This is a genomic window from Streptomyces sp. NPDC047000 (genome assembly GCF_040644295.1).
GTDB lineage: Bacteria > Actinomycetota > Actinomycetes > Streptomycetales > Streptomycetaceae > Streptomyces.
On sequence record NZ_JBEYWE010000003.1, the window covers coordinates 247,677 to 273,224 of the forward strand.

Annotated in this window: 25 protein-coding genes; 20 read left to right on the forward strand and 5 right to left on the reverse strand. The window is 72.6% G+C overall.

Annotated elements, in window-relative coordinates; all coding sequences use genetic code 11:
* Positions 1-112: 112 nt before the first annotated feature.
* A complete protein-coding gene (locus tag ABZ862_RS07550; protein WP_360953817.1) occupies positions 113-490 on the reverse strand; it encodes a winged helix-turn-helix domain-containing protein in 378 nt (125 codons plus the stop codon).
* Positions 491-651: 161 nt separating this feature from the next.
* Here ABZ862_RS07550 and ABZ862_RS07555 point away from each other — a divergent pair, with 161 nt between their 5' ends.
* From ABZ862_RS07555 to ABZ862_RS07615, 13 genes are all read left to right on the forward strand, one after another.
* On the forward strand, positions 652-1,035 hold the full coding sequence (locus tag ABZ862_RS07555) for a hypothetical protein (RefSeq protein WP_360953820.1): 384 nt from the start codon (positions 652-654) through the stop codon (positions 1,033-1,035).
* Complete coding sequence (locus ABZ862_RS07560) at positions 1,032-1,814, forward strand: hypothetical protein (RefSeq protein ID WP_360953823.1); 783 nt, start codon at positions 1,032-1,034, stop codon at positions 1,812-1,814. The genes ABZ862_RS07555 and ABZ862_RS07560 overlap by 4 nt, the downstream gene beginning before the upstream one ends.
* A 2-nt stretch (positions 1,815-1,816) precedes the next feature.
* Positions 1,817-2,365 carry an HNH endonuclease gene (locus tag ABZ862_RS07565; RefSeq protein WP_360953826.1) on the forward strand — a complete coding sequence of 183 codons (549 nt, stop codon included), beginning with the start codon at positions 1,817-1,819 and terminating at the stop codon, positions 2,363-2,365.
* On the forward strand, positions 2,362-3,981 hold the full coding sequence (locus ABZ862_RS07570; RefSeq protein ID WP_360953829.1) for an ATP-binding protein: 1,620 nt from the start codon (positions 2,362-2,364) through the stop codon (positions 3,979-3,981). Before ABZ862_RS07565 ends, ABZ862_RS07570 begins: the two co-directional genes overlap by 4 nt.
* A 261-nt stretch (positions 3,982-4,242) precedes the next feature.
* On the forward strand, positions 4,243-4,482 hold the full coding sequence (locus tag ABZ862_RS07575) for a helix-turn-helix domain-containing protein (RefSeq protein ID WP_360953832.1): 240 nt from the start codon (positions 4,243-4,245) through the stop codon (positions 4,480-4,482).
* Positions 4,483-5,332: 850 nt separating this feature from the next.
* Positions 5,333-6,595 (forward strand): site-specific integrase, encoded by a 1,263-nt coding sequence (locus tag ABZ862_RS07580; protein ID WP_360953835.1) that lies wholly within the window; start codon positions 5,333-5,335, stop codon positions 6,593-6,595.
* Positions 6,596-7,438: 843 nt separating this feature from the next.
* Positions 7,439-7,966: a DUF2617 family protein gene (locus ABZ862_RS07585; RefSeq protein WP_360953838.1), complete on the forward strand. Its 528-nt coding sequence runs from the start codon at positions 7,439-7,441 to the stop codon at positions 7,964-7,966.
* A 190-nt stretch (positions 7,967-8,156) separates the two neighbouring features.
* Complete coding sequence (locus tag ABZ862_RS07590; RefSeq protein ID WP_360954515.1) at positions 8,157-9,746, forward strand: polyamine aminopropyltransferase; 1,590 nt, start codon at positions 8,157-8,159, stop codon at positions 9,744-9,746.
* A 65-nt stretch (positions 9,747-9,811) separates the two neighbouring features.
* Positions 9,812-10,969, forward strand: coding sequence for an SRPBCC family protein (locus tag ABZ862_RS07595; RefSeq protein WP_360953841.1), 1,158 nt, complete (start codon positions 9,812-9,814; stop codon positions 10,967-10,969).
* A 130-nt stretch (positions 10,970-11,099) separates the two neighbouring features.
* Positions 11,100-11,885 (forward strand): aldose 1-epimerase, encoded by a 786-nt coding sequence (locus tag ABZ862_RS07600; protein ID WP_360953844.1) that lies wholly within the window; start codon positions 11,100-11,102, stop codon positions 11,883-11,885.
* Between the two features lie 113 nt (positions 11,886-11,998).
* The gene (gene pyrE, locus ABZ862_RS07605) at positions 11,999-12,550 is read left to right on the forward strand and encodes an orotate phosphoribosyltransferase (RefSeq protein WP_360953847.1); all 552 of its coding nucleotides are present in this window, start codon (positions 11,999-12,001) and stop codon (positions 12,548-12,550) included.
* A 207-nt stretch (positions 12,551-12,757) separates the two neighbouring features.
* Entirely contained in the window at positions 12,758-13,780 is a 1,023-nt protein-coding gene (fbaA, locus tag ABZ862_RS07610; RefSeq protein WP_360953850.1) for a class II fructose-bisphosphate aldolase, read from the forward strand.
* A gap of 115 nt (positions 13,781-13,895) precedes the next feature.
* Positions 13,896-15,458 carry an MFS transporter gene (locus ABZ862_RS07615; RefSeq protein WP_360953853.1) on the forward strand — a complete coding sequence of 521 codons (1,563 nt, stop codon included), beginning with the start codon at positions 13,896-13,898 and terminating at the stop codon, positions 15,456-15,458.
* Between the two features lie 9 nt (positions 15,459-15,467).
* Here ABZ862_RS07615 and ABZ862_RS07620 read toward each other — a convergent pair whose 3' ends face one another.
* The gene (locus ABZ862_RS07620; protein WP_360953856.1) at positions 15,468-15,890 is read right to left on the reverse strand and encodes a DUF3151 domain-containing protein; all 423 of its coding nucleotides are present in this window, start codon (positions 15,888-15,890) and stop codon (positions 15,468-15,470) included.
* A gap of 116 nt (positions 15,891-16,006) precedes the next feature.
* Between ABZ862_RS07620 and ABZ862_RS07625 the strand changes: the two genes are divergently transcribed.
* The 3 genes from ABZ862_RS07625 to ABZ862_RS07635 all read left to right on the forward strand — a co-directional run bounded on the left by ABZ862_RS07625 (position 16,007) and on the right by ABZ862_RS07635 (position 18,516).
* The gene (locus tag ABZ862_RS07625; RefSeq protein ID WP_360953859.1) at positions 16,007-16,129 is read left to right on the forward strand and encodes a hypothetical protein; all 123 of its coding nucleotides are present in this window, start codon (positions 16,007-16,009) and stop codon (positions 16,127-16,129) included.
* 162 nt (positions 16,130-16,291) lie between these two features.
* Positions 16,292-17,191: an alpha/beta hydrolase gene (locus ABZ862_RS07630; protein WP_360953862.1), complete on the forward strand. Its 900-nt coding sequence runs from the start codon at positions 16,292-16,294 to the stop codon at positions 17,189-17,191.
* Positions 17,192-17,295: 104 nt separating this feature from the next.
* The gene (locus ABZ862_RS07635; RefSeq protein ID WP_360953865.1) at positions 17,296-18,516 is read left to right on the forward strand and encodes a cytochrome P450; all 1,221 of its coding nucleotides are present in this window, start codon (positions 17,296-17,298) and stop codon (positions 18,514-18,516) included.
* A 57-nt stretch (positions 18,517-18,573) separates the two neighbouring features.
* Here ABZ862_RS07635 and ABZ862_RS07640 read toward each other — a convergent pair whose 3' ends face one another.
* Both ABZ862_RS07640 and ABZ862_RS07645 read right to left on the reverse strand, forming a co-directional pair.
* Positions 18,574-20,184, reverse strand: coding sequence for an ABC transporter permease (locus ABZ862_RS07640; protein ID WP_360953868.1), 1,611 nt, complete (start codon positions 20,182-20,184; stop codon positions 18,574-18,576).
* The gene (locus ABZ862_RS07645; protein WP_360953871.1) at positions 20,181-21,092 is read right to left on the reverse strand and encodes an ABC transporter ATP-binding protein; all 912 of its coding nucleotides are present in this window, start codon (positions 21,090-21,092) and stop codon (positions 20,181-20,183) included. The genes ABZ862_RS07640 and ABZ862_RS07645 overlap by 4 nt, the downstream gene beginning before the upstream one ends.
* A 94-nt stretch (positions 21,093-21,186) precedes the next feature.
* Here ABZ862_RS07645 and ABZ862_RS07650 point away from each other — a divergent pair, with 94 nt between their 5' ends.
* Complete coding sequence (locus ABZ862_RS07650; RefSeq protein WP_360953874.1) at positions 21,187-21,726, forward strand: MarR family transcriptional regulator; 540 nt, start codon at positions 21,187-21,189, stop codon at positions 21,724-21,726.
* Between the two features lie 204 nt (positions 21,727-21,930).
* Positions 21,931-22,533 (forward strand): TetR/AcrR family transcriptional regulator, encoded by a 603-nt coding sequence (locus ABZ862_RS07655; RefSeq protein WP_360953877.1) that lies wholly within the window; start codon positions 21,931-21,933, stop codon positions 22,531-22,533.
* Between the two features lie 52 nt (positions 22,534-22,585).
* Here ABZ862_RS07655 and ABZ862_RS07660 read toward each other — a convergent pair whose 3' ends face one another.
* Positions 22,586-23,638, reverse strand: a complete 1,053-nt coding sequence (locus tag ABZ862_RS07660) for a diacylglycerol kinase (protein ID WP_360953880.1) — start codon at positions 23,636-23,638, stop codon at positions 22,586-22,588.
* A gap of 198 nt (positions 23,639-23,836) precedes the next feature.
* Between ABZ862_RS07660 and ABZ862_RS07665 the strand changes: the two genes are divergently transcribed.
* Positions 23,837-25,120 carry an adenylosuccinate synthase gene (locus ABZ862_RS07665; RefSeq protein WP_360953883.1) on the forward strand — a complete coding sequence of 428 codons (1,284 nt, stop codon included), beginning with the start codon at positions 23,837-23,839 and terminating at the stop codon, positions 25,118-25,120.
* Positions 25,121-25,253: 133 nt separating this feature from the next.
* Positions 25,254-25,544, forward strand: a complete 291-nt coding sequence (locus tag ABZ862_RS07670) for a hypothetical protein (protein WP_360953886.1) — start codon at positions 25,254-25,256, stop codon at positions 25,542-25,544.
* Positions 25,545-25,548: the final 4 nt, after the last annotated feature.

The window sequence follows — 25,548 nt, forward strand, 5'->3', positions numbered from 1 at the left end:
TCTCAGCCTGCAATCACAGGCCGGACCTGGTCTTTGCTGTTCGTGTCGATCCGGAACCTACACGAGAGGCATGCACTCAATGACTACGGCTGCGAACACCGGTGATGGACCGTCAGTCCTCTGCCCCGTCGGCCGGCCTTTGCCCCTCAAGGTGCGCGAGCCGTTCGATGAGGTCGCTCACGGTGGTCTCAAGCGTCTGCACTCGGTCGGCCAGCTGAGCCACCTGGTCGGTGTCCGACACGGTGGGGTTGGACGCGCTCTCTGCACGAACGAAGGTGCCCCGACCAGGAACCCCCATCACCAGTCCGTCTTCACGTAGCGCGCGGAGAGCATTGGTGGCCGTCATGGGCGCGATGTCGAAGCGCTCGGAGAGCTCCCGCAAGGACGGCAGCTTCTGACCGGGCTTGTAGCGGCCAGCCTGGATCTCTCTGCGGAGTTCATCCGCGACCTGCACATACGGCGGACGCGGGTCATCAGTCTTCAAGGCCATAGAACGAGGCTACCGCCTAGGTCGACCTAAGACACCTAACCGAACCGGTTGACAACCTAGGCCACCTAGAACACCCTAGGTCATGCACGGCAAGGAAAGAGCGGCGCCCAACCGCCAAGTCAGAACGCCGCTCCCACACCCATAGAAGGGGTACGTCCATCATGCCTGGAATTCTCGTTGCGCCCTCCCCGTCCGTGTCGGCCGTCGGCCTGCGTGAGGGAGTAGAGATCTTCGGCGGTCCGGAGCCGGGTGAGCCGGTGCGGGCCGAGGTGCAGGTACGCATGTGCCTGTCGTTCGCGGAGATCCTGGGTCTGCTGCTCTACACGCCGGGTCTGAGCCTGTTGTTCGAAGAACTGGAGGACGACGAGGCAATTGCCGACTCGCTTCAGTTCGCGGTGATCGACACGAACACGCGCACGCTGGAGATCAACGGCGAGCGCGCCATGGTCGAGTACCGCAACGCGCGGGCCGGACAGTGCAGGTCGGCGCTGTTCGTGCAGATGCTCGCCGGAGCGGTCACCCGCGTGTTCGGGGTGACCGCGTGAGCACCACCGCCCTGGACGCCCTGTACGCGCAGGTGCAGTCCGCCCCGGTGCCGGTCGTCTCCCTCTCGGAGATGGACCGGCGCCGGTACGGCGACGACTTCCCCACCATCCCCGTGAGCGGGCTGGAGCTGACCCCGGCGGAGGCAGCCGCCGCGCTGTTCGAGACGGCCGCGGAGGATCTGGCGCTTCCGGTGCCCAGTACGGATGCCCTGTACGTGGCGCTCACGGCGGCCGTGAACACGCTGGGCCCGGCGGGGATCGCGGACATCACGCCCACCTTCGAGGGACTCGGCGGTGATGAGTTCCCCGAGGTGGCGGAGTGCCGCCGGTTCGCGTACCGGCTCGCCCTGTCGTTCTGGTACGCGGGTGCCCGCTCCCGTCCGATGACGGCCGGTGAGGTCGGTGTTGCCGTCTACCTGTCCAGCCTGGACCGGTACCGGTCGGCGGTCTTCCGGGAGCTCCCGCGCCGCAAGCTGATGCTGGCCCGTGCGATCCATGAGGGCGTCACGGCTGTACCCACCGAGACGCTGATCCGGCTCGGTGCGGTGATGTCCGGGGAACTGGGCGGAGCCGACCGGGACCGGGACCGTGAGTGGCTGTACCGGCAGGCCCTGCCGGACTACCACCGCCGCCGGTTCGCATTCGACCTCATCCGGTGGGAGCGCAGCCAGCCTGCGCCGCTGATCGTGCGGCCGGACACCGGCGGCTACCTGATCGGGCTCACCCCGCCGCCCGGCCCTGACGGCCGGTGGCTGCGGCCTGCGCGGGCGGAGTGGTAGCCGTGCGCCGTGACTGCCCCCTGAACGCGGCGCGGCGGCGGCTGCGCAAGGAACAGCTTGCCCGCCGCCACGGGCAGCGCTGTGCGTACTGCCGCCGCCCGTTCGCCGATCTGGCGGAAGCCACTTTGGACCACATCGTGCCTCAGTCGTTGTGGCGGTCGTGGTCGGTCACGTCACTGATACTGGCGTGCGTCGACTGCAACCAGGCCAAGGCCGACCGGCTGCCGCTCTCCCTCGCCCTGCTCGTCCTGGCGTGGGTCGACCCGACCCGGCCGACCGTCGACCCGGCCGTCTGGCCCCTGCTGGCCCGACTCGCGCACGCCAACCGGTCGACGTTCGCGGCCGTTCGGTCGCCCGACCCGATCGAGCGACGGTCTACCCCTGACCTGCGTGACGAGCCGCGTCACACCCCGCGTCACACCGTCGCACGGGTGGCCCGACCGGCCTGCCGTGCGGTCGACCGGCGTCCCTCGATCCGACCCGACTGCCTGCGTGCGCCCCGCCCGGTGCGGGCGTGCGCGGGCCCGACTGGAGAGGCGGTGTTCGCGTGACAGCGACCCGATCCGAGAAGCCCGTCAACGGCCACGCCCACCCCGGCAAGAGTCGGGCCCTGGTCGACCCGACCGACCCGACCCGATCGGCCTCGCGCCGGTCGACCCGCGGCGACGACGGGAAGCCCCCGCCGGCCGCCGCGCGGATCGTGGACATGGCGCGTGAGCAGTACCGGTTCGTCACGTCCACCGACGGCCGCCCGTACGCGGTCGCGCTGGACGGCCCGAACATCGCTCTCCCGCTAAGGGGCAAGGCGGGCGTGCGGCAGCGTCTGGCACGCCAGTTCGCGGACGCCTACCCCGGCGAGGTGGCCTCACAGTCCGCGCTCGCGGACGCCATGACCGTGCTGGAGGGCATCGCGGAGGACACCGACCCGGTACCTGTCCACCTGCGGGTGGGCCGCGATCCGTCCGGCGCGGTCGTGGTCGACCTCGGCAGCACGGACGGCCGCGCGGTCGTGGTCTCCGGGCTGGGCTGGGACGTGGTCGACCGGGCCCCGGTGCTCTTCCGCCGATCCGGAGCCATGGCACCCATGCCCCCGCCCGTGCTGGACGGTGACGGGCTGGCCAAGCTGCACGCGCTGCTGAACATGGACCAGCCCACGTTCCGTCAGCTTGTGGCGTGGCTGGTCGCGGGATGGATCCCGGACATCCCGCACCCGGTGCTGGTCTGCAAGGGCGAGCAAGGAACGGGCAAGTCCAAGGCGGCCGAGATGGCCGTCAACGTCATCGACCCGTCCCCTGCCGCCCGGCGCAGTCCACCCCGGGACGAAAAGGCGTGGTCACGGCAGGCGTTCAGCTCATGGGCCCTGTGCCTGGACAACGTGAGCACGATCCCGCCGTGGCTGTCGGACACCCTGTGCAAGGCGGTGACCGGCGACGGCGTGGTCGACCGCGCCCTCTACACCGACGACGACGTGGTGGTGCTCACCTTCCGGCGGGTGCTCGCCATGACCACCATCGACGCGGGAGCCCTCGCGGGGGACCTGGCCGAACGGGTGCTGATGCTGGACCTCCAGCTCATCGACTCCGAACGGCGCCGCTCCGAGGAAGAGTTGGACGCCACGTTCGCCGCGGTACGCCCGGCGGTGCTCGGGGCTCTGTTCGATGTGCTGGCGTGCGTGCTTGCGGTGCTGCCGTCGGTACGGCTGGAGTCCATGCCGCGCATGGCCGACTTCGCCCGCGTGCTGGCGGCCGTCGACCAGAGCCAGGGCTGGAACACCCTGGGCGACTACCTGGCCACGTCGGCGAACGTCGCCACGGACGCGATGGAGGGCGACCTGTTCGCCATGGCCATCGCGCACCTGGTGGACCAGGTAGGCACCTGGCAGGGCACCGCCGGGCAGTTGCTCGAAGCGCTGCCCGCGCCGCTGGTCCGGCCGCCGAACTGGCCCAAGGACGCCACCCGCGCAAGCGGCAGGGTCAAGCGGCTCGCCCCGCTGCTGCGGTCCATCGGAATCACCGTGGACGACACGCAACGTAGCCGCGACCGGCACCGACACCGACTCCTCACCCTGTCCCACGCACCCGACGAAGAGGAGTCAGCGTCCGCACCCGACCAGGCCGCTCTATGGCCGGACACGGGCCCCGACCGGGGACAGCGGGACCCCGCCTGAACTGCCCTGACGTAGCCGGAAAGCCTTCCGGGCCGGGCCGCACACCAGCGGCCCGGACACGTCGACGTTGCGGACGCTACAACCGTCCGGCGCCCGCAGCGTCCACACCAGCGTCCACACCCCTCACCCCCACTGACCTGCATGAACGCGGCCGTGCGGACGCTGGAGCGCTGCGGACGCTGAGATACACCAACTCTCTAGGACGGCGACCGGCACCACTCCCACGCACCACACCCATGGACACGAGGAGTCACCACCGTCATGGCCACCACCGAGCCGACCGACCTGCGCACCACCCTGCGCGGCGGCCTCCCTGACCGCTACCTCACCCCCGAAGACCTGGTCACCATGTTCAGCCTCCCTAGCGTCGAGACCGTCTACCAGTGGCGCCGCAAGCGCATCGGACCGACCGGCTTCCGCGTCGGCCGCTACCTCCGCTTCAACCCCGCCGCCGTGCAGGCATGGGAGGCGGAACGGACCGCCCTCGACGACGCGGCCTGAGCCACCGGGACGGGACCGGGGCGCGTGACGAAACCCGGACAGCTGGCGCGGGTTTCGTCACGCGGCAACCGACCCGGGTAGAGCCCTCCCCCTCTACCCCCGGCCCCCGGCCACCCCCGCGGCTCAGCGGCGCAGAATCCCTTACCCGCCGCCTGCGGGTAAGGGGAGCCCTCTACCCCGGTAGAGGGGGAGGTAAGGGCCCGCGACCTGCGAAGTAGAGGAGGTAAAGGGGGGCGTCACCCCGCCGCCGAACACCCCGCAACGACCGGGAATAGCGCGGGGAGGCACCTGCCGCCGGGCGGGGGAGGCGGGGAGAACTCCCCCACCGCCTCCCCACCCCGCATCCCCCGCACCGACCAGCGCGAACAGCAGTTTGGGGAGGCGGGGAGGCGCCCCCGGAACCCACCCGGAAACCCCCTCCGCAAGTCCCTCCGACCCCCTGCCGTCGCCTCCCCGCCGGGCCCGAGCGGACACCCCGCGGGGCAGGGAGGCACCGGCCGTCGGGCCAGGGAGGGAGGGAGAACTCCCTCACCGCCTCCCTGCCCCGCCTCCCTCTCGCTGACCAGCACGGACACCCCCTCAGGGAGGCAGGGAGGCACCCCGCCCGGCACCCCCGAAACCCCTGTCAGAAAGCCCCCGGCACCCCCTGTCCCTGCCTCCCTGAGGCACCGCCGAGAGGTGCTACCGGTAGCACCCCCACCCGCTACCGGTAGCAACCCCGCTAGCACCCCAAACCCCCAGTGATCAGGCCCGTAGCGAGTAGCGGGCCAGGCCCAGCACACCCCGAAACCGGCCGGACGGACCCCACCGGGCCCCCGCCGCGCCCTGCTACCGAGAGGGGACAGCCCACATGGCTGGCCACATCCAAGACCGCTGGTTCAAGGCCGAGACCGGCGCCGATGGCAAGACCGTCCGCGTCAAGACCGACCGCTACGGGACCGGCCTGCGCTACCGCGCCCGCTACGTCGGGCCCGACGGCACAGAGAAGTCCAAGAGCTTCCGCGACGGACAGAAGCGGCTCGCCGAGAAGTGGCTGAGCGCCGTTGAAACGGACATGACGCGCGGTCAGTACACCGACCCGAAGTCCGTTCGGATCACCTTCCGCCAGTACGCCGAGAAGTGGTTGGACAGCAAGACTTCAAGCCCGATGACCCGGAAGGAGCTTGGCCGGCGCCTGCGGCTGCACGTCTACCCGGTGCTCGGCTCCCGGCCGGTCGGGACGTTCCGGCCCGAGCACATCCGCGACCTGGTCGCCGCGCTGGAAGCCAAGCCGGGCGTGAGCCCCGCCTACGCGCGGAACATCTTCGCGGACGTTCAGTCGGTCCTGTCCGCGGCTGTCGACGACTCGCTGTTGGCGCGCAACCCGTGCAGCGCGCGAACCGTGCGGCGGCCCAAGGCTGACGCTCACCTCGTGGTCCCGTGGGTGCCCGACCAGGTGTTCGCCGTTCGCGCGGCGCTCTTGGAGCGGTATCGAGCGATGGTCGACGTCGGTGCCGGGTGCGGCCTGCGGCAGGGGGAGGTGTTCGGGCTGGCTGAAGAGGCCATTGACGTCGAGGGGCGCACCCTGCATGTAGTCCGACAGATCAAGCATGTTGAGGGGCACCCCGTGTTCGCCCTACCCAAGGGAGGCAAGAAGCGCGAGGTGCCGTTGCCCGGCTCGGTGGCGGATGCCCTTCGCGCGCACATGGACGCCTACAAGCCCGTAGAGGTCACCCTGCCGTGGAACGTGCCGGAAGGGCCGAAGGTCTCCGCTCGCCTGATCTTCACGGCTGAGCAGGGCGGCATGGTGTGGCGGAGCAACTTCAACATCAAGGAATGGAAGCCCGCTCTCGCGGTTGCGGGACTCATCCCGGAGGCGGATGAGAACGGCAAGCACGAGTCGGCCCGCGCGCACGGGATGCACGCCCTGCGGCACTTCTACGCGTCGGCGCTACTGGACGCGGGGGAGAACATCAAGGCCGTCAGTGAGTACATGGGACACGCCGATCCGGCCTTGACGCTGCGGGTGTACGCGCACCTCATGCCGGACAGCCGCGAGCGTGCCCGCCGTGCCATCGACTCCGTGTTCCAGCGTCTCTCTGAGGAAGATCACGGCCCACAGACGGCCCAGTGAGACCACGACGGCCCCTGATCTGCCTATCTGGGCAGGTCGGGGGCCTTTCGCGTTGATAGACCCTCAGAAGTTCCTCAACTCCGCTTTGGGCCGCAGGAGGGCCGGGCATCCCCCGGTCACGCTGAACCGCGTGAGGGTCACGCGGGTGACGGGGCGCCCACGGGGGGCCGCTTCGGGGGAACGGAAGGAGGGTGACGCCATGGGTTTCGGCATCATCCTGGCGGTGGTCGCGGTCCTGGTTCTCGGGTCCGTGATCGGCAGGGCACGGCGGAGCCGGGGCAGGAACCGGCCGGTGAGCAGGGGGCGGGGCGGCGGCCGGTCCGGTCGGTCCGGTCGGTCCTCGCGGTCGTACGGGAGCGGGAGTCACTCGAGCTGGTGGGCGGGGTCGGACGGCGCCGGTGGCGGGTCCTCCTCCGGCGGGCATCACGGCGGCCACGGTGGCGGCCACGGCGGCGGTGACGGAGGTGGGCACTCCTCGTGCGGCGGTGGAGGCGGCTGCGGCGGGGGCGGTGGCTGTGGTGGCGGTGGCGGCTGCGGGGGTGGTGGCTGATGTGAGAGACCGGGGAGGAAGGTGTCGTACCGGTGTGCGCCTGTCAGGACCGGGCGCGCACCGGTGAGTGAACAGATGAGCTGTAGGGCCCTCTGAGGGATGGAAACCCCACGAAGTTGGGTAAAAACGCTGTGGCGGCACCACAGTTCATGATTCCCTCTAAATCACCAACGCAGCCCCTCGGTCGTCCGCAGGACGCCCCCTCTCGACTGGGCTGTTCCGGCCGGTGCCCCTGGTGTCATCGGGGCAGGCCGGACCGCACCCCTCTCCTTGCGCGCCAGCGGAGCCGATCCATGCTCACGACCCTGAACACCTCCTACACCGATACACGCGCGGCCGATCTCGCCTGGGCCCTGGGGCGCGAGCCGCTCCCCGCACTCGCCACGCTCGACCTGGAACTGGCGAGCGCGAAACTCCAGTTGAGACTTCTCGGCGCGTCCCACCAGGTGCTGCTCGAGGAGGGAGGGGGCCACTGCTCGGAGACGGTCGCGTGCATCGCGGGGTCCAGCACCCCCCTGCCGCTGGGCGTGGCCAAGCGGGTCGGCGACTGGGAGTACGAGTTCGCCGCGCGCGTCGAGATGCTGTCGCCGGGTCAGTTCGCGGGCCGGGCACAGGAGTTGCTGGCACTGGTCGCGGACCATCCGCACGGGCTCGCGGGCGTCTTCCCCGGCAGCCCGCACGCGTTCACCGCGCTGCTCGCCCAGCGGTACGAGGGCCAGGTGCACTGGCGCACCTGGCACGCGTACCCGCAGGACGGGCAGCTGGTGGCGACGCGGACCCGGGTGGGGACCCGGGTGCCCGCGGCGGCGCAGTACGGGTGAACGGGGAGCGGGGGAGCGGAGGGGCGGGGGAGTACCGGAGGCTCGGCGGCCCCGCGGCGCACGGCAGGTGTGCGCGCGCCCGCCCAACGGTCCCGTTTCACACGTGTGGGTGACGTGACGTGATGCATCCGTGACATAACGTCGCAGGGTGATCGAACCGCGCGCACCGGCATCCCCAGGTTCACCGACGATCCGCCCGGCGGAAACCCGGCCGCTCGGCAGAGACGCGGCGCGGCTGCCCGTCCGGCCCGCGACCGGCCGGTTCCTCGTCCTCCTGGGCGTCTTCGTCTGTGCGGCCTGCGGTCTGGTGTACGAACTCGAACTCGTCGCCCTCGCCTCGTACCTGATCGGCGACTCGGTCACCCAGGCGTCCGTCGTGCTGTCCGTGATGGTCTTCGCGATGGGCGTCGGCTCGCTCGCCGCGAAGCGGCTGCGCCGGCTCGCGGCGGCCGGGTTCGGCTGCGTCGAGGCCGGGCTCGCCCTCGTCGGCGGATGCAGCGCCATGGTGCTGTACGCCGCCTTCGCCTGGACCGCCGACTGGGGCGGTCTGTGGGCCGACGGACCCCGCCTGCTGCTGGTCGCCTTCTCCCTCGTCATCGGCCTGCTCATCGGCGCCGAGGTCCCCCTGCTGATGGAGCTGATCCAGCGCATCCGGCGCCAGGACGCGGGCGGCGCCGTCGCCGACCTGTTCGCCGCGGACTACGTCGGCGCGCTGGTCGGCGGCCTCGCCTTCCCCTTCCTCCTCCTGCCGTTCCTCGGCCAGCTGACCGGCGCGCTGCTCACCGGGACGGTGAACGTCACCGCCGGCGCCGCCCTCGTCCTCGGGCTGTTCCGCCGCGACCTCAGCCGCCGAGGCCGCTGGCTGCTGCTCGTCGCCGACGTCACCGTCCTCGCCGTCCTGGCCTCCGCCGCCGTCCTCGTCGACGACTTCGAACGGGCCGCCCGCCGCGCGGTCTACGGCGCGGGCGTACGCGTCGCCGTGCAGACCGGCGGCCGGGAGGTCGTCCTCACCGGCGGCACCGGCGGCCGGCCCCTCGACCTGTTCCTCGACGGCCGTCTCCGCGTCGCCGGACACGACGAGCGCCGCTACCACGAGGCCCTCGTGCACCCCGCGATGCACGGCCGCCACGCCCGCGTCCTCGTCCTCGGCGGCGGTGACGGGCTCGCCGCCCGCGAGGTGCTGCGCCACCGGGGGGTGCGCCGGGTGGACATCGTCGAGCCCGGCACGGACGTCGTACGGCTCGCCCGCCACGACCCGGCGCTCGCCCGCCTGAACCGGCACGCCTACGCCGACCCGCGCGTCCACGTCACCACGGCCGACGTCTTCTCCCGGCTGCGCGCGCTGCCCGCGGCGTCGTACGACGTGGTCGTCGCGGACCTGCCCGACCCCGGTGTCTCGTCCGGCGCGAAGCTCTACTCCGAGGAGTTCTACGGCCTCGTCCGCCGCGCCCTCGCGCCCGGTGGACGGCTCGTCGTGTCCGCGGGGCCCGTCGACTCCCGCCCGCGCGTCTTCTGGACGGTCGAGGCCACCGTCCGGGCCGCCGGACTGCGCACCGCGCCCTACCGGGTGGGCGGCCGCACCTCCGGCGCGGCGGCCGGGGCACCGCGCGACTGGGGCTTCGTGCTGGCCTCCGTACGGCCGCCCGTCCTCCGCGTCGACGGCAGCGAACCGTTCCTGCGGACGCTCACCCAGTCCGCCCTCACCGCCGACGCCAGGGCGGCGGACCGTACCCGGGTGCCGGGCGTGGCACCGTCGACGCTGGTGCAGCCGCAGTACTGAACGGTGCCGGACGGCGGGGCCGAACCGATGGGAATCCGGGCCGGGGCTGGGTAGGCTCCGCCGACATGGAGCATGAGGTGTTCGTTCCGGTACCGGCCGACCTGCTCAGGGCGGCGCTCGCCGACCCCGCCCGGGTGGCCCGCGCGATCCCCGGACTCCAGCGGGACGCCTCGTCCGGCGGGGGCGGCGGTGGCGGTGAGCAGGGTGCTGACGAGGGGGCCGTCGTCGGGCGCCTGAAGGTCCGCGTCGGCGGTACGACGATCACCTACCGGGGGTCGGTGCGCGTCACCGCCCGCGCCGGGCAGGGGTACGCCCTCGACGCCGACGCCACCGAGGTCCGCGGCGGCGGCACGGCGCACCTCGCCCTCACGCTGCGGCTGCGGGAGTCGGGAGACGGCACCACGCTGGCCTTCGGCGGCACGGCGACGGCGACGGGCCGGCTCACGGAACTCCCCGGGGAAACGGTGGCGGCGGCGGGAACCCGCCTGCTGAACCGTTTCGCGGAACACCTCGCGCGAACGACACAGTCCCCACCGGCGGACACGGAGGAAGAACCCCCGACGGGAGCAGGGCCCGCAACGGCGGAGGAGCCGACGGCGGTTGAACAGCCGACGACACCGGCGGCGCCCCCCTCGGCGGCGGCAGAGCCTGCGGCAGCGGAAGAGGCCCGGGCACCGGAGGAGCCCGCAGCAGCGGAGGAGCCCCCGGTGGGTGCGGAGCACGCGGCAGCAGGGAAGCCCCCGGTGGCCGGGGAACCCTCGGAGCCGCTGGAATCGCCCGAGTCGCCGTCCGACGGCAAGGCGGAGCCCGCGCAGACGGAGGCCACCACCCCCGAACCGCCCGGCCCCGCCGAACCCGCCGGCCCTGCTGAGCCGTCCGGTTCCGCTGAGCCCGCTGGTCCTGCCGAGCCCGCCGGTCCCGCTGAGTCGTCCGGTTCCGCCGAGCCGTCCGAACCTGCCGGCCCCGCCGAGCCCCCCGGTCCCCCCGCCGCGGGCTTTCCCGGGTCCCCCCGGCCGCCCGCCGAAGCCGCGCACGCGCGCCGTACGATGATCGGCCGCAGCGCGGAGGAGGTGGACCACGCCCCGCCCCGCGGCCGGTACGCCCCCGTGCCCGTGCCGCAGACCGTGGCCGGTGACGTCACCCTCCGCTGGGTGGCCCCGGCGGCCGCGCTGGTGGTGGCGTCGGCGATCGTGCTGGGCAGGATGCTGCGCCGCAGACGCTGAGCGGCGGCGCCCCGGTGCGGCGCGGAGGCGACCGACCGGGACGGGTGGGCGGGTGGGCGGGTGGGCGGGTGGGCGGGTGGGCGGGTGGGAAGACGAAACCCCGCCCCGGCGCCCGGCGTAGGGTCGCACCGTGACCGCAGACATCACCCTGACCGCAGGCGACGCGCAGGCGACCCTCGCCCCCGCCGACGGCGGCAGACTGACCGGCCTCCGCATCGCCGGCACCGAACTCCTCCGCCAGGGCGACCGCTTCGGCTGCTTCCCGATGGTCCCCTGGTGCGGCCGGACCCGCGACGGCCGTTTCCTGGACGGCGGTACCGTCCACCGGCTCCCCCTCAACTCCCCGCCGCACGCCATCCACGGCACCGCCCGCGACGGCGCCTGGCGCACCGCCCGCGTCTCGGCCGACGAGGCGGTGATCACGTACGACCTGACGGACCCCTGGCCCTGGCCGGGCCGGGTCACCCAGATGGTCGCGCTGAGCCCGGACAGCATCACGCTCACGATGTCCGTGGAGACGTACGGCGACTCGTTCCCCGCGCAGCTCGGCTGGCACCCCTGGTTCCACCGCACCCTGGACGGCGCCGGCGTACGGCTCGACTTCGCGCCCGCCTGGCAGGAGGAGCGCGGCGCCGACCACCTCCCCACCGGCACCCGTACCGACCCGCGCCCCGGCCCCTGGGACGACTGCTTCGGGATGCCCGGCGGTGTCGACGTCACCCTCACCTGGCCAGGCCGGCTGGAGCTGAGGGTGACGAGCCGGGAGGAGTGGGTGGTCGTCTACGACGAGCAGGAGGCCGCCGTCTGCGTGGAACCGCAGACCGGCCCGCCGAACGGCCTCAACACCCTCCCGCGCCTGGTCACCCCGCTGGAGCCGCTGGAGGCCGCGACGACCTGGACCTGGCGCCACCTCTGACCGGCCCCGGCCCCGCCCCGCCCGGCCCCCGGTCCGACCCCGCCCCGCCCCGCCCGGCCCCCGGTCCGGCGCCGCTTCTGACCGGATCCGGCGCCGCCTCTAAGCTGGCAGGCATGACGGACGACGTGCGCGGCACCCTGCTGCGGCAGATCAAGGACAAGGCCGTGGTGCACGGCAAGGTGACCCTCTCCTCGGGCCTGGAGGCGGACTACTACGTCGACCTCCGCCGCGTCACCCTGGACGGCGAGGCCGCCCCGCTGGTCGGGCAGGTGCTGCTGGACCTGACGGCCGGTCTCGACTTCGACGCGGTGGGCGGTCTGACCATGGGCGCCGACCCGGTGGCCGGGGCGATGCTGCACGCGGCGGCGGCCCGCGGCCGCAGGCTGGACGCGTTCGTCGTACGGAAGGCGGCGAAGGCCCACGGTCTTCAGAAGCGGGTCGAAGGTCCCGACATCGCGGGCCGCAGGGTCCTCATCGTGGAGGACACCTCGACCACCGGCGGCTCCCCGCTCACCGCGGTGGAGGCCGTGCGGGAGGCGGGCGCCGAGGTCGTCGCCGTCGCCACCATCGTGGACCGGGCGACCGGCGCGGCCGAGAAGATCGAGGTGGGCGCGGGGGTGCCGTACCTCTACGCCTTCGGGAAGGACGAACTGGGTCTGGACTGAGCGGCCCGTACGTACCGGGACGAACGGCCCTATCGGGACGGATGCGGGGGACTGGAGCATCGGGCCGGGTCTGGAAAGATGGGGCTGACAATGGCGTCGCACCATGGGCCGGGTCAGGGCCACACGACACGAGGCCGGACACACTCAGGGCCGTAGCACCACGCAGCACACGCTGTACCTCAACCCGCGGATACAAGGAGCGGTCAGATGCCCATCGCAACCCCCGAGGTCTACAACGAGATGCTCGACCGGGCGAAGGCAGGCAAGTTCGCCTACCCGGCCGTCAACGTCACCTCGACCCAGACCCTGCACGCGGTGCTGCGCGGCCTCTCGGAGGCGGAGAGCGACGGCATCGTCCAGATCTCCACGGGTGGCGCCGAGTTCCTCGGCGGCCAGTACAACAAGGACATGGTGTCCGGCTCGGTGGGTCTCGCCGAGTTCGCGCACGTCGTGGCCGAGAAGTACCCGGTCACCGTCGCCCTGCACACCGACCACTGCCCCAAGGACAAGCTCGACGGCTACGTCCGCCCGCTGCTCGCGATCTCCGAGGAGCGTGTGAAGGCCGGCCGTCTGCCGCTCTTCCAGTCGCACATGTGGGACGGCTCCGCCGAGACCCTCTCCGACAACCTGGCGATCGCGCAGGAGCTGCTGGCCCGTGCCGCCGCCGCGAAGATCATCCTCGAGGTCGAGATCACCCCGACCGGCGGTGAGGAGGACGGTGTCTCCCACGAGATCAACGACTCCCTCTACACGACGCTCGACGACGCCGTCCGTACCGTCGAGGCCCTCGGTCTCGGTGAGAAGGGCCGCTACCTGCTCGCCGCGTCCTTCGGCAACGTGCACGGCGTCTACAAGCCGGGCAACGTGGTGCTCCGTCCCGAGCTGCTGAAGGAGCTCAACGACGGCATCGCCGCCAAGTACGGCAAGGCCAACCCGTTCAACTTCGTCTTCCACGGCGGCTCCGGCTCCACCGCCGAGGAGATCGCGACCGCGCTGGAGAACGGCGTCGTCAAGATGAACCTCGACACGGACACCCAGTACGCCTTCACCCGTCCGATCGTGGACCACGTGTTCCGCAACTACGACGGTGTCCTGAAGGTCGACGGCGAGGTCGGCACCAAGTCGACCTACGACCCGCGCACCTGGGGCAAGCTGGCCGAGGCGGGCATGGCCAAGCGCGTCGTCGAGGCCGCGCAGGCGCTGCGCTCGGCGGGCACGAAGATCAAGTAAGCGGGGCGGGACACGGCAGCCGCCCGCTGCCGCCCCCCTCGGCCGGAAGAGCCCGGCGCCGGAAGAACGGCGCCGGGCTCTCCGTATCCCGGGCGCGGGCGGGTATACCGAAGAGATGCCCGAAGCCGACCCCCCGGACCCGCCGAACCGGCGTGACTCCCCGCCCCCACCCCCGTCGCCGTCCGCCCCCGTGGGCCCGCTGCCCGTAGCCGCGTCCGTGGGCCCGGCCGTGCGGCTGGACTCCTCCCGGGGGCGCTGGATCCTGCTGACGACGGTGCTCGGCTCGATGATGGCCCTGCTGGACTCGACGGTCGTCAACGTCGCCCTCCCCCACATCGGTGCGGACCTCGGCGCCGACCTGGCGGCGCTCCAGTGGACGGTCAACGCCTACCTCCTGACACTCGCGGGCCTGATCCTGCTCGGCGGTTCGCTCGGCGACCGGTACGGCCGCCGCAGGATCTTCGTGACGGGCGTGGTGTGGTTCGCGACGGCGTCCCTGCTGTGCGGTCTCGCCCCGAGCGCGGGTGTCCTGGTCGCCGCGCGGGCCCTCCAGGGCGTCGGCGGGGCACTCCTCACCCCCGGCTCCCTGGCCCTGATCCAGGCGTCCTTCCACCCCGACGACCGGGGCCGGGCGGTCGGGCTGTGGTCCGGCTTCGGCGGCATCGGCGCGGCGATCGGCCCGTTCCTGGGCGGCTGGCTGGTGGACGGCCCCGGCTGGCGCTGGGTGTTCCTGCTGAACATCCCGCTGGCCCTGCTCTGCGTCCCGGTGGCGCTACGGCACGTCCCGGAATCGGCGGCCCCGGGAGACCGTACGTCCCACCGGCGCTTCGACATCACGGGCGCGGCCCTGGCCGCCGTCTCCCTCGCCCTGCTGACGTACGCCCTGATCGAGGCGGGCCACGGTGACCCGGCGACGGTGACGGTGACGGCGGTCGCCGGCGTGGTGGCGGCCGCGGCCTTCCTCTACGTCGAGGGACACACCGCCGACCCGATGATGCCGCTGGACATCTTCACCTCACGCCAGTTCACGGCGGTGAACCTGGTGACGCTGTGCGTGTACGCGGCGTTCGGCGGCTTCTTCTTCCTGACCGCGCTCCAGCTCCAGGTGGTGGCGGGCTACTCCGCCCTCCAGGCGGGCGCGGCACTGCTGCCGCCCACGGTGCTGATGCTGCTCCTCTCGGCCCGCTCGGGCGAGCTGGCCGACCGCATCGGCCCCCGCATCCCGCTGACCGCGGGCCCTCTGCTGTGCGCGGCGGCGATGCTGCTGATGCTGCGGGTCGGCGAACACGCCGTGTACGTGACGGACGTGCTGCCCGCCCTCGTCGTCATGGGCACCGGGATGGTGGTGCTGGTCGCCCCGCTGACGGCGACCGTGCTGGCCGCCGTGGACACCGAGCGGGCCGGGCTGGCCAGCGGCATCAACAACGCGGCGGCCCGGGCGGCGGGCCTGATGGCGGTGGCGGCGCTGCCGCTGCTGACGGGGATGAGCCCGGAGGCGTACCGCTCGCCGGGCGCGTTCGACAGCGCGTTCCGCGCCGCGATGCCGATCTGCGCGGGGGTCCTGCTGGCCGGGGCGGCGCTGGCCTTCGCCCTGGTACGCCGCCCGGCCCCGGACTGCCGTCACCCCGAGTGCCGCAGGCATTGCAGTCTGACGGCCCCGCCCCTGGAGCGGCGGTAGCCCTGCCCTCTACTTCTCGGTCAGCTCGTCGTACGCCTCGGCGCTGCTCTCCCGCAGGAACTGCCGGCAGCGCTCGTACTCCTCGTCCTCGCCGATCTCGCCGGCGGCCCGTGCGAGCGCGCCGAGGCAGCGCAGGAAGCCCTGGTTGGCGCGGTGGCTCCACGGGATCGGCCCGTGCCCCTTCCACCCGGCCCGCCGCAGCGCGTCCAGCCCCCGGTGGTACCCGGTGCGCGCATAGGCGTACGACTCGACGACCCGCCCGGCGGCGAAGGCCTCGTCGGCGAGGACCGCCCAGGCGGGCGAGAACGACGGATACCTCGCCGCCACCTCCACGGCGGCCGCGGACTCCTCGTCCAGCATCCGGTACGCATCCTCGTCGGCGGGCAGATAGGTCGGCTCGGGGCCGTCGAGCAGATTCCGGTGTGTCGTCATGGCACGCAGTGTGCCATCGAGGTGCTCGCGCGCGGACGCAGACCCGGCACGGATGTCTGCCGGACGTCCACGGACACCGCACGGGGTGCCGCCGGACCGCGGAGCTCGCCGATGCCGTGCCCGCCGAGGTGGTGCACCTGCTGATCCACCGTGTGGGGCTCACCGACGCGGAGGCCGCGGCCCTGACCGAGGAGCAGGCGGTCGGCCGGCTCCAGCGGTACTGGACGGACGGCGCGTAGGCGGCTGCGGCTACGGCTCCGGCGGACGGCCGGAGGCGGAAACGCGGTGCGGCGGGGAACGCGGTGCGGCGGGAGAGGCGGCTGGGCCGCGTGGGGGGTCCACGGGCTGGTACCGTCCCGGCCAACGGCCGGACAGTCCCCTGGCCGCAGAGAGGGTGCAGCATGCCGGACGACGCCGCCATAGCCCGGGCCGCCGCCGAGGAGGCGTCCGCGTTCGGGCATCCGCCCGTCGAACCCGACGCCACGGCGGCCTACGGTGACCACCCCGACCAGGTGATCGACTTCTTCGCGCCGGGTACGGCAGGGGGCGCCGCCGGTGACGAGTCGGCGCCGCTGGTCGTCCTGCTGCACGGCGGTGCCTGGCGGGCGCCGTACGACCGGGTGCACATCAGTCCGCTCGCCGGTTTCCTGGCCGCCAGGGGTTTCGCCGTCGCCAGTGTGGAGTACCGGCGCGGGGCGGTGCCGGACGACGGTGCCGGCGGCCCGTCCGGCGGGCCGGTCGCCGGACGCTGGCCGGAGACGTTCGACGACGTCGCCGCCGCGATCGACGCGCTGCCCGGCCTCGCAGGGCAGGTCCTGCCGCAGGCCGACCCGCGCCGCACGGTGCTCGTCGGGCACTCGGCGGGCGGGCATCTCGCCCTGTGGACGGCGGCCCGGCACGTCCTGCCCGCCGACGCGCCCTGGCGCACCGACGCGCCCGTCCCGTTGCGCGGTGTCGTCGCCCTCGCCCCGATCGCCGACTTCGAGGTCGCCGAGAAGCTCGCCGTCTGCGGCCACGCCTCCCGCCAACTCCTCGGTGGTGACGATCACTTCGCCGAGCGCCGCCCGTACGCCGACCCGGCGCTGCTGCTGCCGACCGGGACCGCGACCACGCTGGTCCAGGGCCGCGCCGACGAGGTCGTCCCGATGGCCGTGGCCGACGCGTACGCGGAGGCGGCGGCGAAGGCCGGCGAGGTGATCGGGCTGACGCTGCTGGAGGACGTGGGCCACTTCCCGCTGATCGACCCGGCGGCCGACGCCTGCGCGGTGGCGGCCGAGGAGATCGCGCAACTGGCCTGGTGACGGAGCCGGACCGGCCCGACGGCGGACGCCGGGCCGGGGCGCGGCCGGGCGGCCGGGCAAGTCCCTCCTGTTCAGAACCGCTTCGGCCGGGCTAGCGTCCGTGCATGGCACCTGTCTCCGGCCTCGCCTTCGACCCCTGGGACCCGGCGTTCCTCGCCGACCCGTACCCCGCCTACGCCGAACTGCGCGCCCGCGGCCGGATCGTGTACTACGAGCCCACCGGCCAGTGGCTGGTCCCCCACCACGCGGACGTCTCCGCGCTGCTGCGCGAGCGCCGTCTGGGCCGTACCTACCTGCACCGCTTCAGCCACGAGGAGTTCGGCCGCACCGCGCCCCCGCCGGAGCACGAGCCGTTCCACACCCTCAACGACCACGGGATGCTCGACCTGGAGCCGCCGGACCACACCCGTATCCGGCGCCTGGTGTCGAAGGCGTTCACCCCGCGCACGGTCGAGCGGCTGAAGCCGTACGTCGAGGAGGTCGCGGACGGCCTGGTCACCCGGTTGGTGGAGCGGGGCGGCGGCGATCTGCTGGCGGACGTCGCGGAGCCGCTGCCGGTCGCGGTGATCGCGCAGATGCTGGGCGTACCGGAGGCGGACCGGGGGCTGCTGCGGCCCTGGTCGGCGGCGATCTGCGGGATGTACGAGCTGAACCCGACCGAGGACACGGCGGCCCGCGCGGTCCGCGCCTCCGCCGAGTTCTCCGCCTACCTCCGCGACCTGATCGCCGCCCGCCGCACCGCCCCCGGCGACGACCTGGTCTCCGCCCTGATCGCCGCGCACGACGAGGAGGACCGCCTCACCGGGACGGAGATGATCGCCACCGCCGCGCTCCTCCTCAACGCGGGCCACGAGGCCACCGTGAACGCCACGGTCAACGGCTGGTGGGCGCTGTTCCGCAACCCCGCCCAGCTGGCCGCCCTGCGCGCCGACCACCGCCTGGTCCCCACGGCCGTGGAGGAGCTGATGCGCTACGACACCCCGCTCCAGCTCTTCGAGCGCTGGGTCCTGGACGACCTCGAGATCGCCGGCACGACGGTCCCCCGGGGCGCGGAGATCGCCATGCTCTTCGGCTCCGCCAACCACGACCCGGCGGTCTTCACCGATCCCGCCCGGCTGGACCTCGCCCGCCCGGACAACCCGCACATCTCCTTCAGCGCCGGCATCCACTACTGCATCGGCGCCCCGCTGGCCCGCCTCGAACTCACCGCCTCCCTCACCGCCCTCCTCCGGCGGGCCCCGGCCCTGGCCCTGACGGCGGAACCGGAGCGCAAGCCGAACTTCGTGATCAGGGGGCTGCGGGGTCTCGAGGTGGAGGTGCGCTGACCACCACCCGTCCGGCGGAACGCTTCGGGCCCCTCCGGCTCAGTCGGCCCCTCCGGCTCAGTTGGTGATCACATCCCGGTGCCGGAGCCCCGTCAGCCCCGCTGTCACCAGGGCTGCGGCGAGGGCCAGCAGGAGCAGTACCGGGGTCCAGTGCATCGGGGCGCCGAGGAGCTTGGGGAGGTGGCCGAAGGGGGAGAGGTCCAGGACGAGCTGGGGGGCCTTCAGGGCCGGGCCGACCCAGCCGATCAGGAGGACCGCCACCGCCACGCCCCAGGACGCCGCCGCCGCGCGGGGCAGTACCCCGACGAGCAGCACCGCCACTCCGCCGATCACCCACACCGCCGCCAGCTGGAGCACGCACGCGGCGAGGATCGCGGGGACCTCCTTGCCGTAGCCGACCGCGAAGCCCAGGCCGGCGAGGAGCATGATCAGGGCCGAGCCGGTGAAGGCGATCGTCAGATGGCCCGCGGCCCAGCGCACCCGGCTCACCGCGCAGGCCAGCACCGGTTCCGCCCGGCCGGAGGTCTCCTCGGCGTGCAGCCGCAGCACGGACGAGACGACGTAGAGCGAGGCGATCAGGCCCAGCATGCCGATCATGGCCGCGAGGAACGCGTGCGTGAAGCCGCTCTGGCCGCCCATCCGCTGGAAGACCTCGCGCGCGTTCTCGTTGTCGCCGACGAGGTCCGCCGCGCCCTCCGTCAGCCCGCCGTAGATCACACCGGCCAGGAAGAAGCCGATGGACCAGCCGAGCACGCTGCCGTGCTGGAGCCGCCAGGCGAGCGCGCCCGCCGAGGCGAGGCCGCCGTGCGCCGGGCCGGGGCGGGTGGGGAAGAAGCTCATGCCGACGTCCCGGCGCCCCGCCAGCCCGTACGCCACGGCCGCCTGGCCGGCCACCGCCGCCGCGAACAGCAGGAGCACCCACCAGCGTTCGTTCGCGAAGGCGCGCAGGTTCTCCAGCCAGCCCAGCGGGGAGAGCCAGGTCGCCGGCGAGGAGCCGTCGTCCGACGCCGAGTCGCCCGCCGCGCGCAGTACGAAGGCCGCGCCGAGGGCCGCCGAGGCGATCCCGCGGGCCAGCCGGGCGCTCTCGGTGAGCTGGGCGGCGATCGCGGCGGTCGTGGCGAAGAACAGGCCGACGGCTCCGAGCCCGAGCCCGAAGGCCAGCGCCCCCGCCGCGCCCTGCGCGGCCAGTCCGGCCGTGATCAGCAGCGCGAGGACGGCGTCGGCGACGGCCGCGGCCAGCAGGGCCGCCGTGAGGGAGGCGCGGCGGCCGACCATGCCGGACGCCACCAGCTCCTGGACGCCGCTCTCCTCCTCGTCCCGGGTGTGCCGGATGACGACGAGCAGGCTCATCACGGCGGCCAGGGAGCCCGCGTAGACACCGGACCGCCAGGCCGTCATCCCGCCGACCGAGGTGTCGAACACCGGCCCGATCAGGGCGCGGTAGGAGGCGTTGGCGGCCACCTGGTGGGCCAGGGAGGCGCGTTCGGCCGTCGTGGCGTAGAGGGCCTTGAGGGTGTTCGGCATGGAGAGGACCATCAGCGCGTCCACCGCGACCCATACCGGGATCATCACCCGGTCGCGGCGCAGCGCGAAGCGCAACAGGACTCCGGTGCCCGCCAGTTGGCGTGAGCTTCTGCCGATCGGCGTCGTCGCGGTGAGGGTCGTCATCGGGACACCTCGTCCTGGTAGTGCCGCAGGAACAGCTCCTCCAGGGTCGGCGGTGTCGAGGTCAGCGAGCGCACTCCGGACTCGCTCAACTGCCGCAGCACGGCGTCGAGTTTGTCGGTGTCGACCTGGAGGCGTACGCGCCTGCCCTGGATGTCGAGGTCGTGGACGCCGGGCAGCTGCGACAACCCGTTGGGCGGACCGGCGAGTTCGGCGGAGACGCTGGTGCGGGTGAGGTGGCGCAGTTCGGCGAGCGAACCGGTCTCCACGGTGCGGCCCTTGCGGATGATGCTGACCCGGTCGCAGAGCTCCTCGACCTCGCTGAGGATGTGCGAGGACAGCAGCACCGTACGGCCGCGCCCGCGCTCCTCCTCCACGCAGCGCTGGAAGACCTCCTCCATCAGGGGGTCGAGGCCCGAGGTCGGCTCGTCGAGGATCAGCAGGTCCACGTCGGAGGAGAAGGCGGCGACGAGGGCGACCTTCTGCCGGTTGCCCTTGGAGTAGGTGCGGCCCTTTTTCGTCGGGTCCAGCTCGAAGCGCTCGATCAGTTCCGCGCGCCGCCGCGTGTCGAGCCCTCCGCGCAGCCTGCCGTAGAGGTCGATGACCTCCCCGCCGGACAGGTTGCGCCACAGGGTGACGTCCCCGGGGACGTACGCGATCCTGCGGTGCACCTCCACCGCGTCCTTCCAGGGGTCGCGGCCGAGCACCCGCGAGGTGCCGGCGTCGGCACGCAGCAGGCCCAGCAGTACCCGGATGGCGGTCGACTTGCCGGCGCCGTTGGGGCCGAGGAAGCCGTGCACCTCGCCGGTCTCGACGGTCAGGTCGAGCCCGTCGAGGGCGTGCGTCCGGCCGAAGGACTTGTGCAGGCCGGACACCTCGATGGCGGAGGTGGCGGAGTTTGCCGTGGTCATGCTTCAGAACGTACGCTTACTTCAGAAATTTGTGAAGTTAAGGAAGCGTATAAACGGACGGTCGCCGGGTGATGCGTGGGGAGATGATCAAGGCATGACGGAAGCAGCCGAACACGAACCCCGTGTGCGCGAACCCGAGCCGGGGCCGGAGCGTGGACCGGAGCGGGACCCCGAGGCGGTGTCCCAGTTCGTGGAGAGTTTCGCCGCCCAGCTGGTCGAGGCCGGTATGCAGCGCATGCCCGCCCGGATCTTCGCCGCGCTGCTCGCCTCGGACGACGGCACGATGACCTCCGCCGAACTCGGCGGACAGCTGCGGGTCAGCCCCGCCGCGGTGTCCGGCGGCGTGCGCTACCTCTCCCAGCAGCACATGGTGGCCCGGGAACGCGAACCCGGCTCCCGCCGCGAGCGCTACCGGGTGCGCGGCAACCAGTGGTACGAGGCCCTCACCAACCGTGAGGCCGTCATCAAGCGCTGGGAGAACGCCCTGCGCGACGGCGTCACCAGCCTCGGCCCCGACACCCCGGCGGGCCGCCGCATGGCCGAGACGCTCGCCTTCTTCGAGTTCGTGGAGGGTGAGATCGCGGAGATGATGGAACGCTGGCGGGTGCACCGGGAGCGGGTCTTCGGCACGTGACCCCGCCCGCCGTCGCCCCGCGGTCACCCGGACCCGGCGCGCTAAGGTGTGCCGAACGGCAAACGGAGCGATGCTCCCTATAAGGGGCGCCGATGCGGAACGGAACGCGTTCCGTTCCGCCGGTGGACACCGCCCGGTCCTCACCGTCCGGCGGCCACCGCACCGCACCGCGCCCGCCCGCTCGACGACCGGAAGGAGAACGCGGTGCCCACGGCAGACGACGGCCGCTCCGGGGAGACCTCCGCGGCCCCCGCCCGTCCCCGGCGGGCCGATGCGCGCCGCAACCAGGAGACGCTGCTGGCCGCCGCCGCCGCTGTGTTCGTCACGTCGGGTGTGGACGCGCCGATCCGGGAGATCGCGGCCAGGGCGGGCGTCGGCATGGGCACGATCTACCGCCACTTCCCGACCCGGGCGGATCTCGTCGTCGCCGTCTACCGCCACCAGGTGGAGGCGTGCGCGGAGGCGGGCCCGGTGCTGCTGGCGGAGGCGGACTCACCGTTCGAGGCGCTGGGCAGCTGGGTCGACCGGTTCGTGGACTTCCTGGTCACCAAGCACGGGCTCGCCGGTGCCATGCAGTCGGACAGCAGCGGTTTCGAGGCGCTGCACGGCTACTTCCTGGACCGTCTGGTGCCGGTGTGCGCGCAGCTGCTGGACGCGGCGGTGGAGGCGGGCGAGGTCGTCCCGGACGTCCGGCCGCTGGAGCTGATGTGGGGCATCGGCAACCTGTGCGTCGGCAGCGACGACGACCCCCGCTACAGCCCGCGCCGCATGGTCGGCTTCCTCCTGCGGGGCCTGCGCCGGCGGTAGCCCGACGGCAGCGGCAGCGCGTACGAGCCCGCGGACGGCACCGGCACCGGCCCTACGACGACGCGGGCACCGTGAGCCCCCAGGCCCCCTCCAGCACCCGCCAGGTCCGCCGCCGTACCGGACCGGAGACGGCGGCGTCGGCCCGGTAGCGGAAGTCGGACCCGGTCACGGTGACGGTCTGCCCGGAGGCGAGCAGCAGGGCGGCCTCGGCCCCGTCCGAGCACGGCCGCACGGCGACCTGGGCGAGCCCGGAGTGCCCTGCGGTGACGGAGATCCCGGAGACGGGCTGGTCGAGGTCGATGATCGTCGCCCCGTCGACCTGCACCCGCAGCCGCGCGGGCTCATGCACGGGTACGGCCGGAACGGGCCCGCCGGGAGCCGTCCGGAACGGCAGCGTGCTGAGGCTCCGCACCAGCGACTGATAGGTGGTGAGCAACCACGGATGCCCGTGCCCGTGCCCATGTCCGAGCCCGAGTCCGTGCCAGTGTTCGCGCTCGTCCCCCTGCCCCTGCCCCCGCGCGTCTCCGTGCCCGGCACCGGCACCGGCACCGGCACCGGCACCGGCCTCGTGTCCGTGGCCGTTCTCCGGTGCCGTGGCCGCCGCGGGCAGCGGAGACCGCTCCCCGGCCGTCCCCTCGTGACCGGTGACGTGACCGGTGACGTGACCGGTGGCCGGCGGAATGCACACGCCGCCGAGCACGACCCCGTCACTGTCGTCGGCCAGCAGATCCAGCCGCCGCTCGACCCCGTCGAGCACGGCACGGGCGGCGGCGACGGCCCCCGGGGGCACGCCGAGGCCCTCGGACACGCCCAGGGAACCCCCCACGGGCACCATGGAGAGCACACATCCGGCCAGCTCCCGCTGCCGGTGCAGCAGGGAGACGGCGCGGATGAGCGCATGATCGTCGCCGATGACGACGAGCCGCCGTGAGCCGCGGCGCTGTAGGGCGCGGGCGAACTCGGTGGCGTCCTCCGGGAGGCACATCTTGGTGTGCGCACCCGCGCTGAGCACGTCTTTCGCAATCCGGACGGACTCTCCGTCCATCCGCCGGGCGGCCGGATCGATGACGACCAGCAAGTGGTCGGAAGCCGCGGAAGTCGCCACCTCGGCCTTGCCTCGCTTCCTCGGGTAGCATCTTTGTGCAAGAGCCCCTTTGCGCTATTGCGCCAGGGGCTTCGTCTATTCCGGGGCATCCGGTCCGACGGTTGTGCGACCAAAGGCGGTCGCGGTGGTACGCGGCGATGAACCTTACGCGCACGCCCCTGACCTTGGACATGCCCCGCCCGGAAGGGGTGTACGCGCGTGCCCGCACTTGTGCTGCTCGGTGCTCAGTGGGGTGACGAAGGCAAGGGGAAGGCAACGGACCTGCTCGGCGGCTCCGTGGACTATGTGGTGCGCTACCAGGGCGGCAACAACGCCGGCCATACGGTGGTCGTGGGCGACCAGAAGTACGCCCTTCACCTGCTCCCCTCCGGAATACTGTCGCCCGGTTGTACTCCTGTCATCGGCAATGGTGTCGTCATCGACCCGTCGGTCCTGCTCTCCGAGCTGAGCGGTCTGAACGAGCGAGGCGTCGACACGTCCAAGCTCATGATCAGCGGGAACGCACACATCATCACGCCGTACAACGTCACCGTGGACAAGGTGACGGAGCGCTTCCTCGGAAAGCGCAAGATCGGTACGACGGGCCGGGGCATCGGCCCCACCTACGCCGACAAGATCAACCGTGTCGGTATCCGTGTCCAGGACCTCTACGACGAGTCGATCCTCACCCAGAAGGTGGAGGCGGCGCTCGACGTCAAGAACCAGATCCTGACCAAGCTCTACAACCGCCGTGCGATCGCCGTGGACCAGGTGCTGGCGGAGCTGCTGGACTACGCCGAGAAGATGAAGCCGTTCGTGGCGGACACGGTGCTGGTCCTGAACAAGGCGCTGGAGGAGAACAAGGTCGTCCTGTTCGAGGGCGGCCAGGGCACGCTCCTGGACATCGACCACGGCACGTATCCCTTCGTCACGTCGTCGAACCCGACGGCGGGCGGCGCGTGCACGGGCGCCGGCGTGGGCCCGACGAAGATCAACCGGGTCATCGGCATCCTGAAGGCCTACACGACCCGCGTGGGTTCCGGCCCCTTCCCGACGGAGCTGCTGGACGCCGACGGCGACGCGCTGCGCCGGATCGGCGGCGAGCGGGGCGTCACGACGGGCCGCGACCGCCGCTGCGGCTGGTTCGACGCGGTGATCGCCCGCTACGCGACCCGGGTCAACGGCCTGACGGACTTCTTCCTCACCAAGCTGGACGTCCTGACCGGCTGGGAGCAGATCCCGGTGTGCGTGGCGTACGAGATCGACGGCAGGCGGGTCGAGGACCTCCCGTACTCGCAGTCCGACTTCCACCACGCGAAGCCGGTCTACGAGAACCTGCCGGGCTGGTCGGAGGACATCTCGAAGGCCAAGACCTTCGCGGACCTCCCGAAGAACGCCCAGGCGTACGTCAAGGCCCTGGAGGACATGTCCGGAGCCCCGATCTCCGCGATCGGCGTGGGCCCGGGCCGCACGGAGACGATCGAGATCAACTCCTTCCTGTAACCCCCCACCCACCCCACGACGACGGCTGCCGCCACCCCCCTTCCGGGACCGACGGCAGCCGTCGTCCTGCTGACGTCGCCGTTCGCCGTTCGCTGTTCGCCGTCGCCGGTAGGCTTCCCGTCGGAGGGGTGACATGGCGGCGTGGATCATGTTGTTCAGCGGGTGCTTCATCGTCGGCTGCGGGGTGCTGATCCTGAACGGCTGGCGGGCGGCGCAGCACCGGCATCCCGGCAAGGCCGGTTGGGGCTTTGTGGCGGCGGGTGGGGGTCTGGCCCTGGACGGGGTGCCGAAGCTGGCCGGATGGTCCAGCGGGGTGGGGCTCGATCTGGCGGCCGTGGCCATGGCCCTGGTCGTGCTCGGCGCCGTACTGCAGATCCAGGGTCGCCGGGCCGCAAGTTCCCGTCATCGGGGCAGGATCGGCTGACCCT

What these genes read in the sequence shown, in the direction of transcription:
- ABZ862_RS07550 (WP_360953817.1), bottom strand. Translation starts at nt 490, where the DNA reads ATGGCCTTGAAGACTGATGACCCGCGTCCGCCGTATGTGCAGGTCGCG.
- ABZ862_RS07635 (WP_360953865.1), top strand. Translation starts at nt 17,296, where the DNA reads ATGGCACCTGTCTCCGGCCTCGCCTTCGACCCCTGGGACCCGGCGTTC.
- ABZ862_RS07575 (WP_360953832.1), top strand. Translation starts at nt 4,243, where the DNA reads ATGGCCACCACCGAGCCGACCGACCTGCGCACCACCCTGCGCGGCGGC.
- ABZ862_RS07670 (WP_360953886.1), top strand. Translation starts at nt 25,254, where the DNA reads ATGGCGGCGTGGATCATGTTGTTCAGCGGGTGCTTCATCGTCGGCTGC.
- fbaA (WP_360953850.1), top strand. Translation starts at nt 12,758, where the DNA reads ATGCCCATCGCAACCCCCGAGGTCTACAACGAGATGCTCGACCGGGCG.
- ABZ862_RS07615 (WP_360953853.1), top strand. Translation starts at nt 13,896, where the DNA reads ATGCCCGAAGCCGACCCCCCGGACCCGCCGAACCGGCGTGACTCCCCG.
- ABZ862_RS07585 (WP_360953838.1), top strand. Translation starts at nt 7,439, where the DNA reads ATGCTCACGACCCTGAACACCTCCTACACCGATACACGCGCGGCCGAT.
- pyrE (WP_360953847.1), top strand. Translation starts at nt 11,999, where the DNA reads ATGACGGACGACGTGCGCGGCACCCTGCTGCGGCAGATCAAGGACAAG.
- ABZ862_RS07580 (WP_360953835.1), top strand. Translation starts at nt 5,333, where the DNA reads ATGGCTGGCCACATCCAAGACCGCTGGTTCAAGGCCGAGACCGGCGCC.
- ABZ862_RS07630 (WP_360953862.1), top strand. Translation starts at nt 16,292, where the DNA reads ATGCCGGACGACGCCGCCATAGCCCGGGCCGCCGCCGAGGAGGCGTCC.
- ABZ862_RS07595 (WP_360953841.1), top strand. Translation starts at nt 9,812, where the DNA reads ATGGAGCATGAGGTGTTCGTTCCGGTACCGGCCGACCTGCTCAGGGCG.
- ABZ862_RS07555 (WP_360953820.1), top strand. Translation starts at nt 652, where the DNA reads ATGCCTGGAATTCTCGTTGCGCCCTCCCCGTCCGTGTCGGCCGTCGGC.
- ABZ862_RS07620 (WP_360953856.1), bottom strand. Translation starts at nt 15,890, where the DNA reads ATGACGACACACCGGAATCTGCTCGACGGCCCCGAGCCGACCTATCTG.
- ABZ862_RS07645 (WP_360953871.1), bottom strand. Translation starts at nt 21,092, where the DNA reads ATGACCACGGCAAACTCCGCCACCTCCGCCATCGAGGTGTCCGGCCTG.
- ABZ862_RS07650 (WP_360953874.1), top strand. Translation starts at nt 21,187, where the DNA reads ATGACGGAAGCAGCCGAACACGAACCCCGTGTGCGCGAACCCGAGCCG.
- ABZ862_RS07640 (WP_360953868.1), bottom strand. Translation starts at nt 20,184, where the DNA reads ATGACGACCCTCACCGCGACGACGCCGATCGGCAGAAGCTCACGCCAA.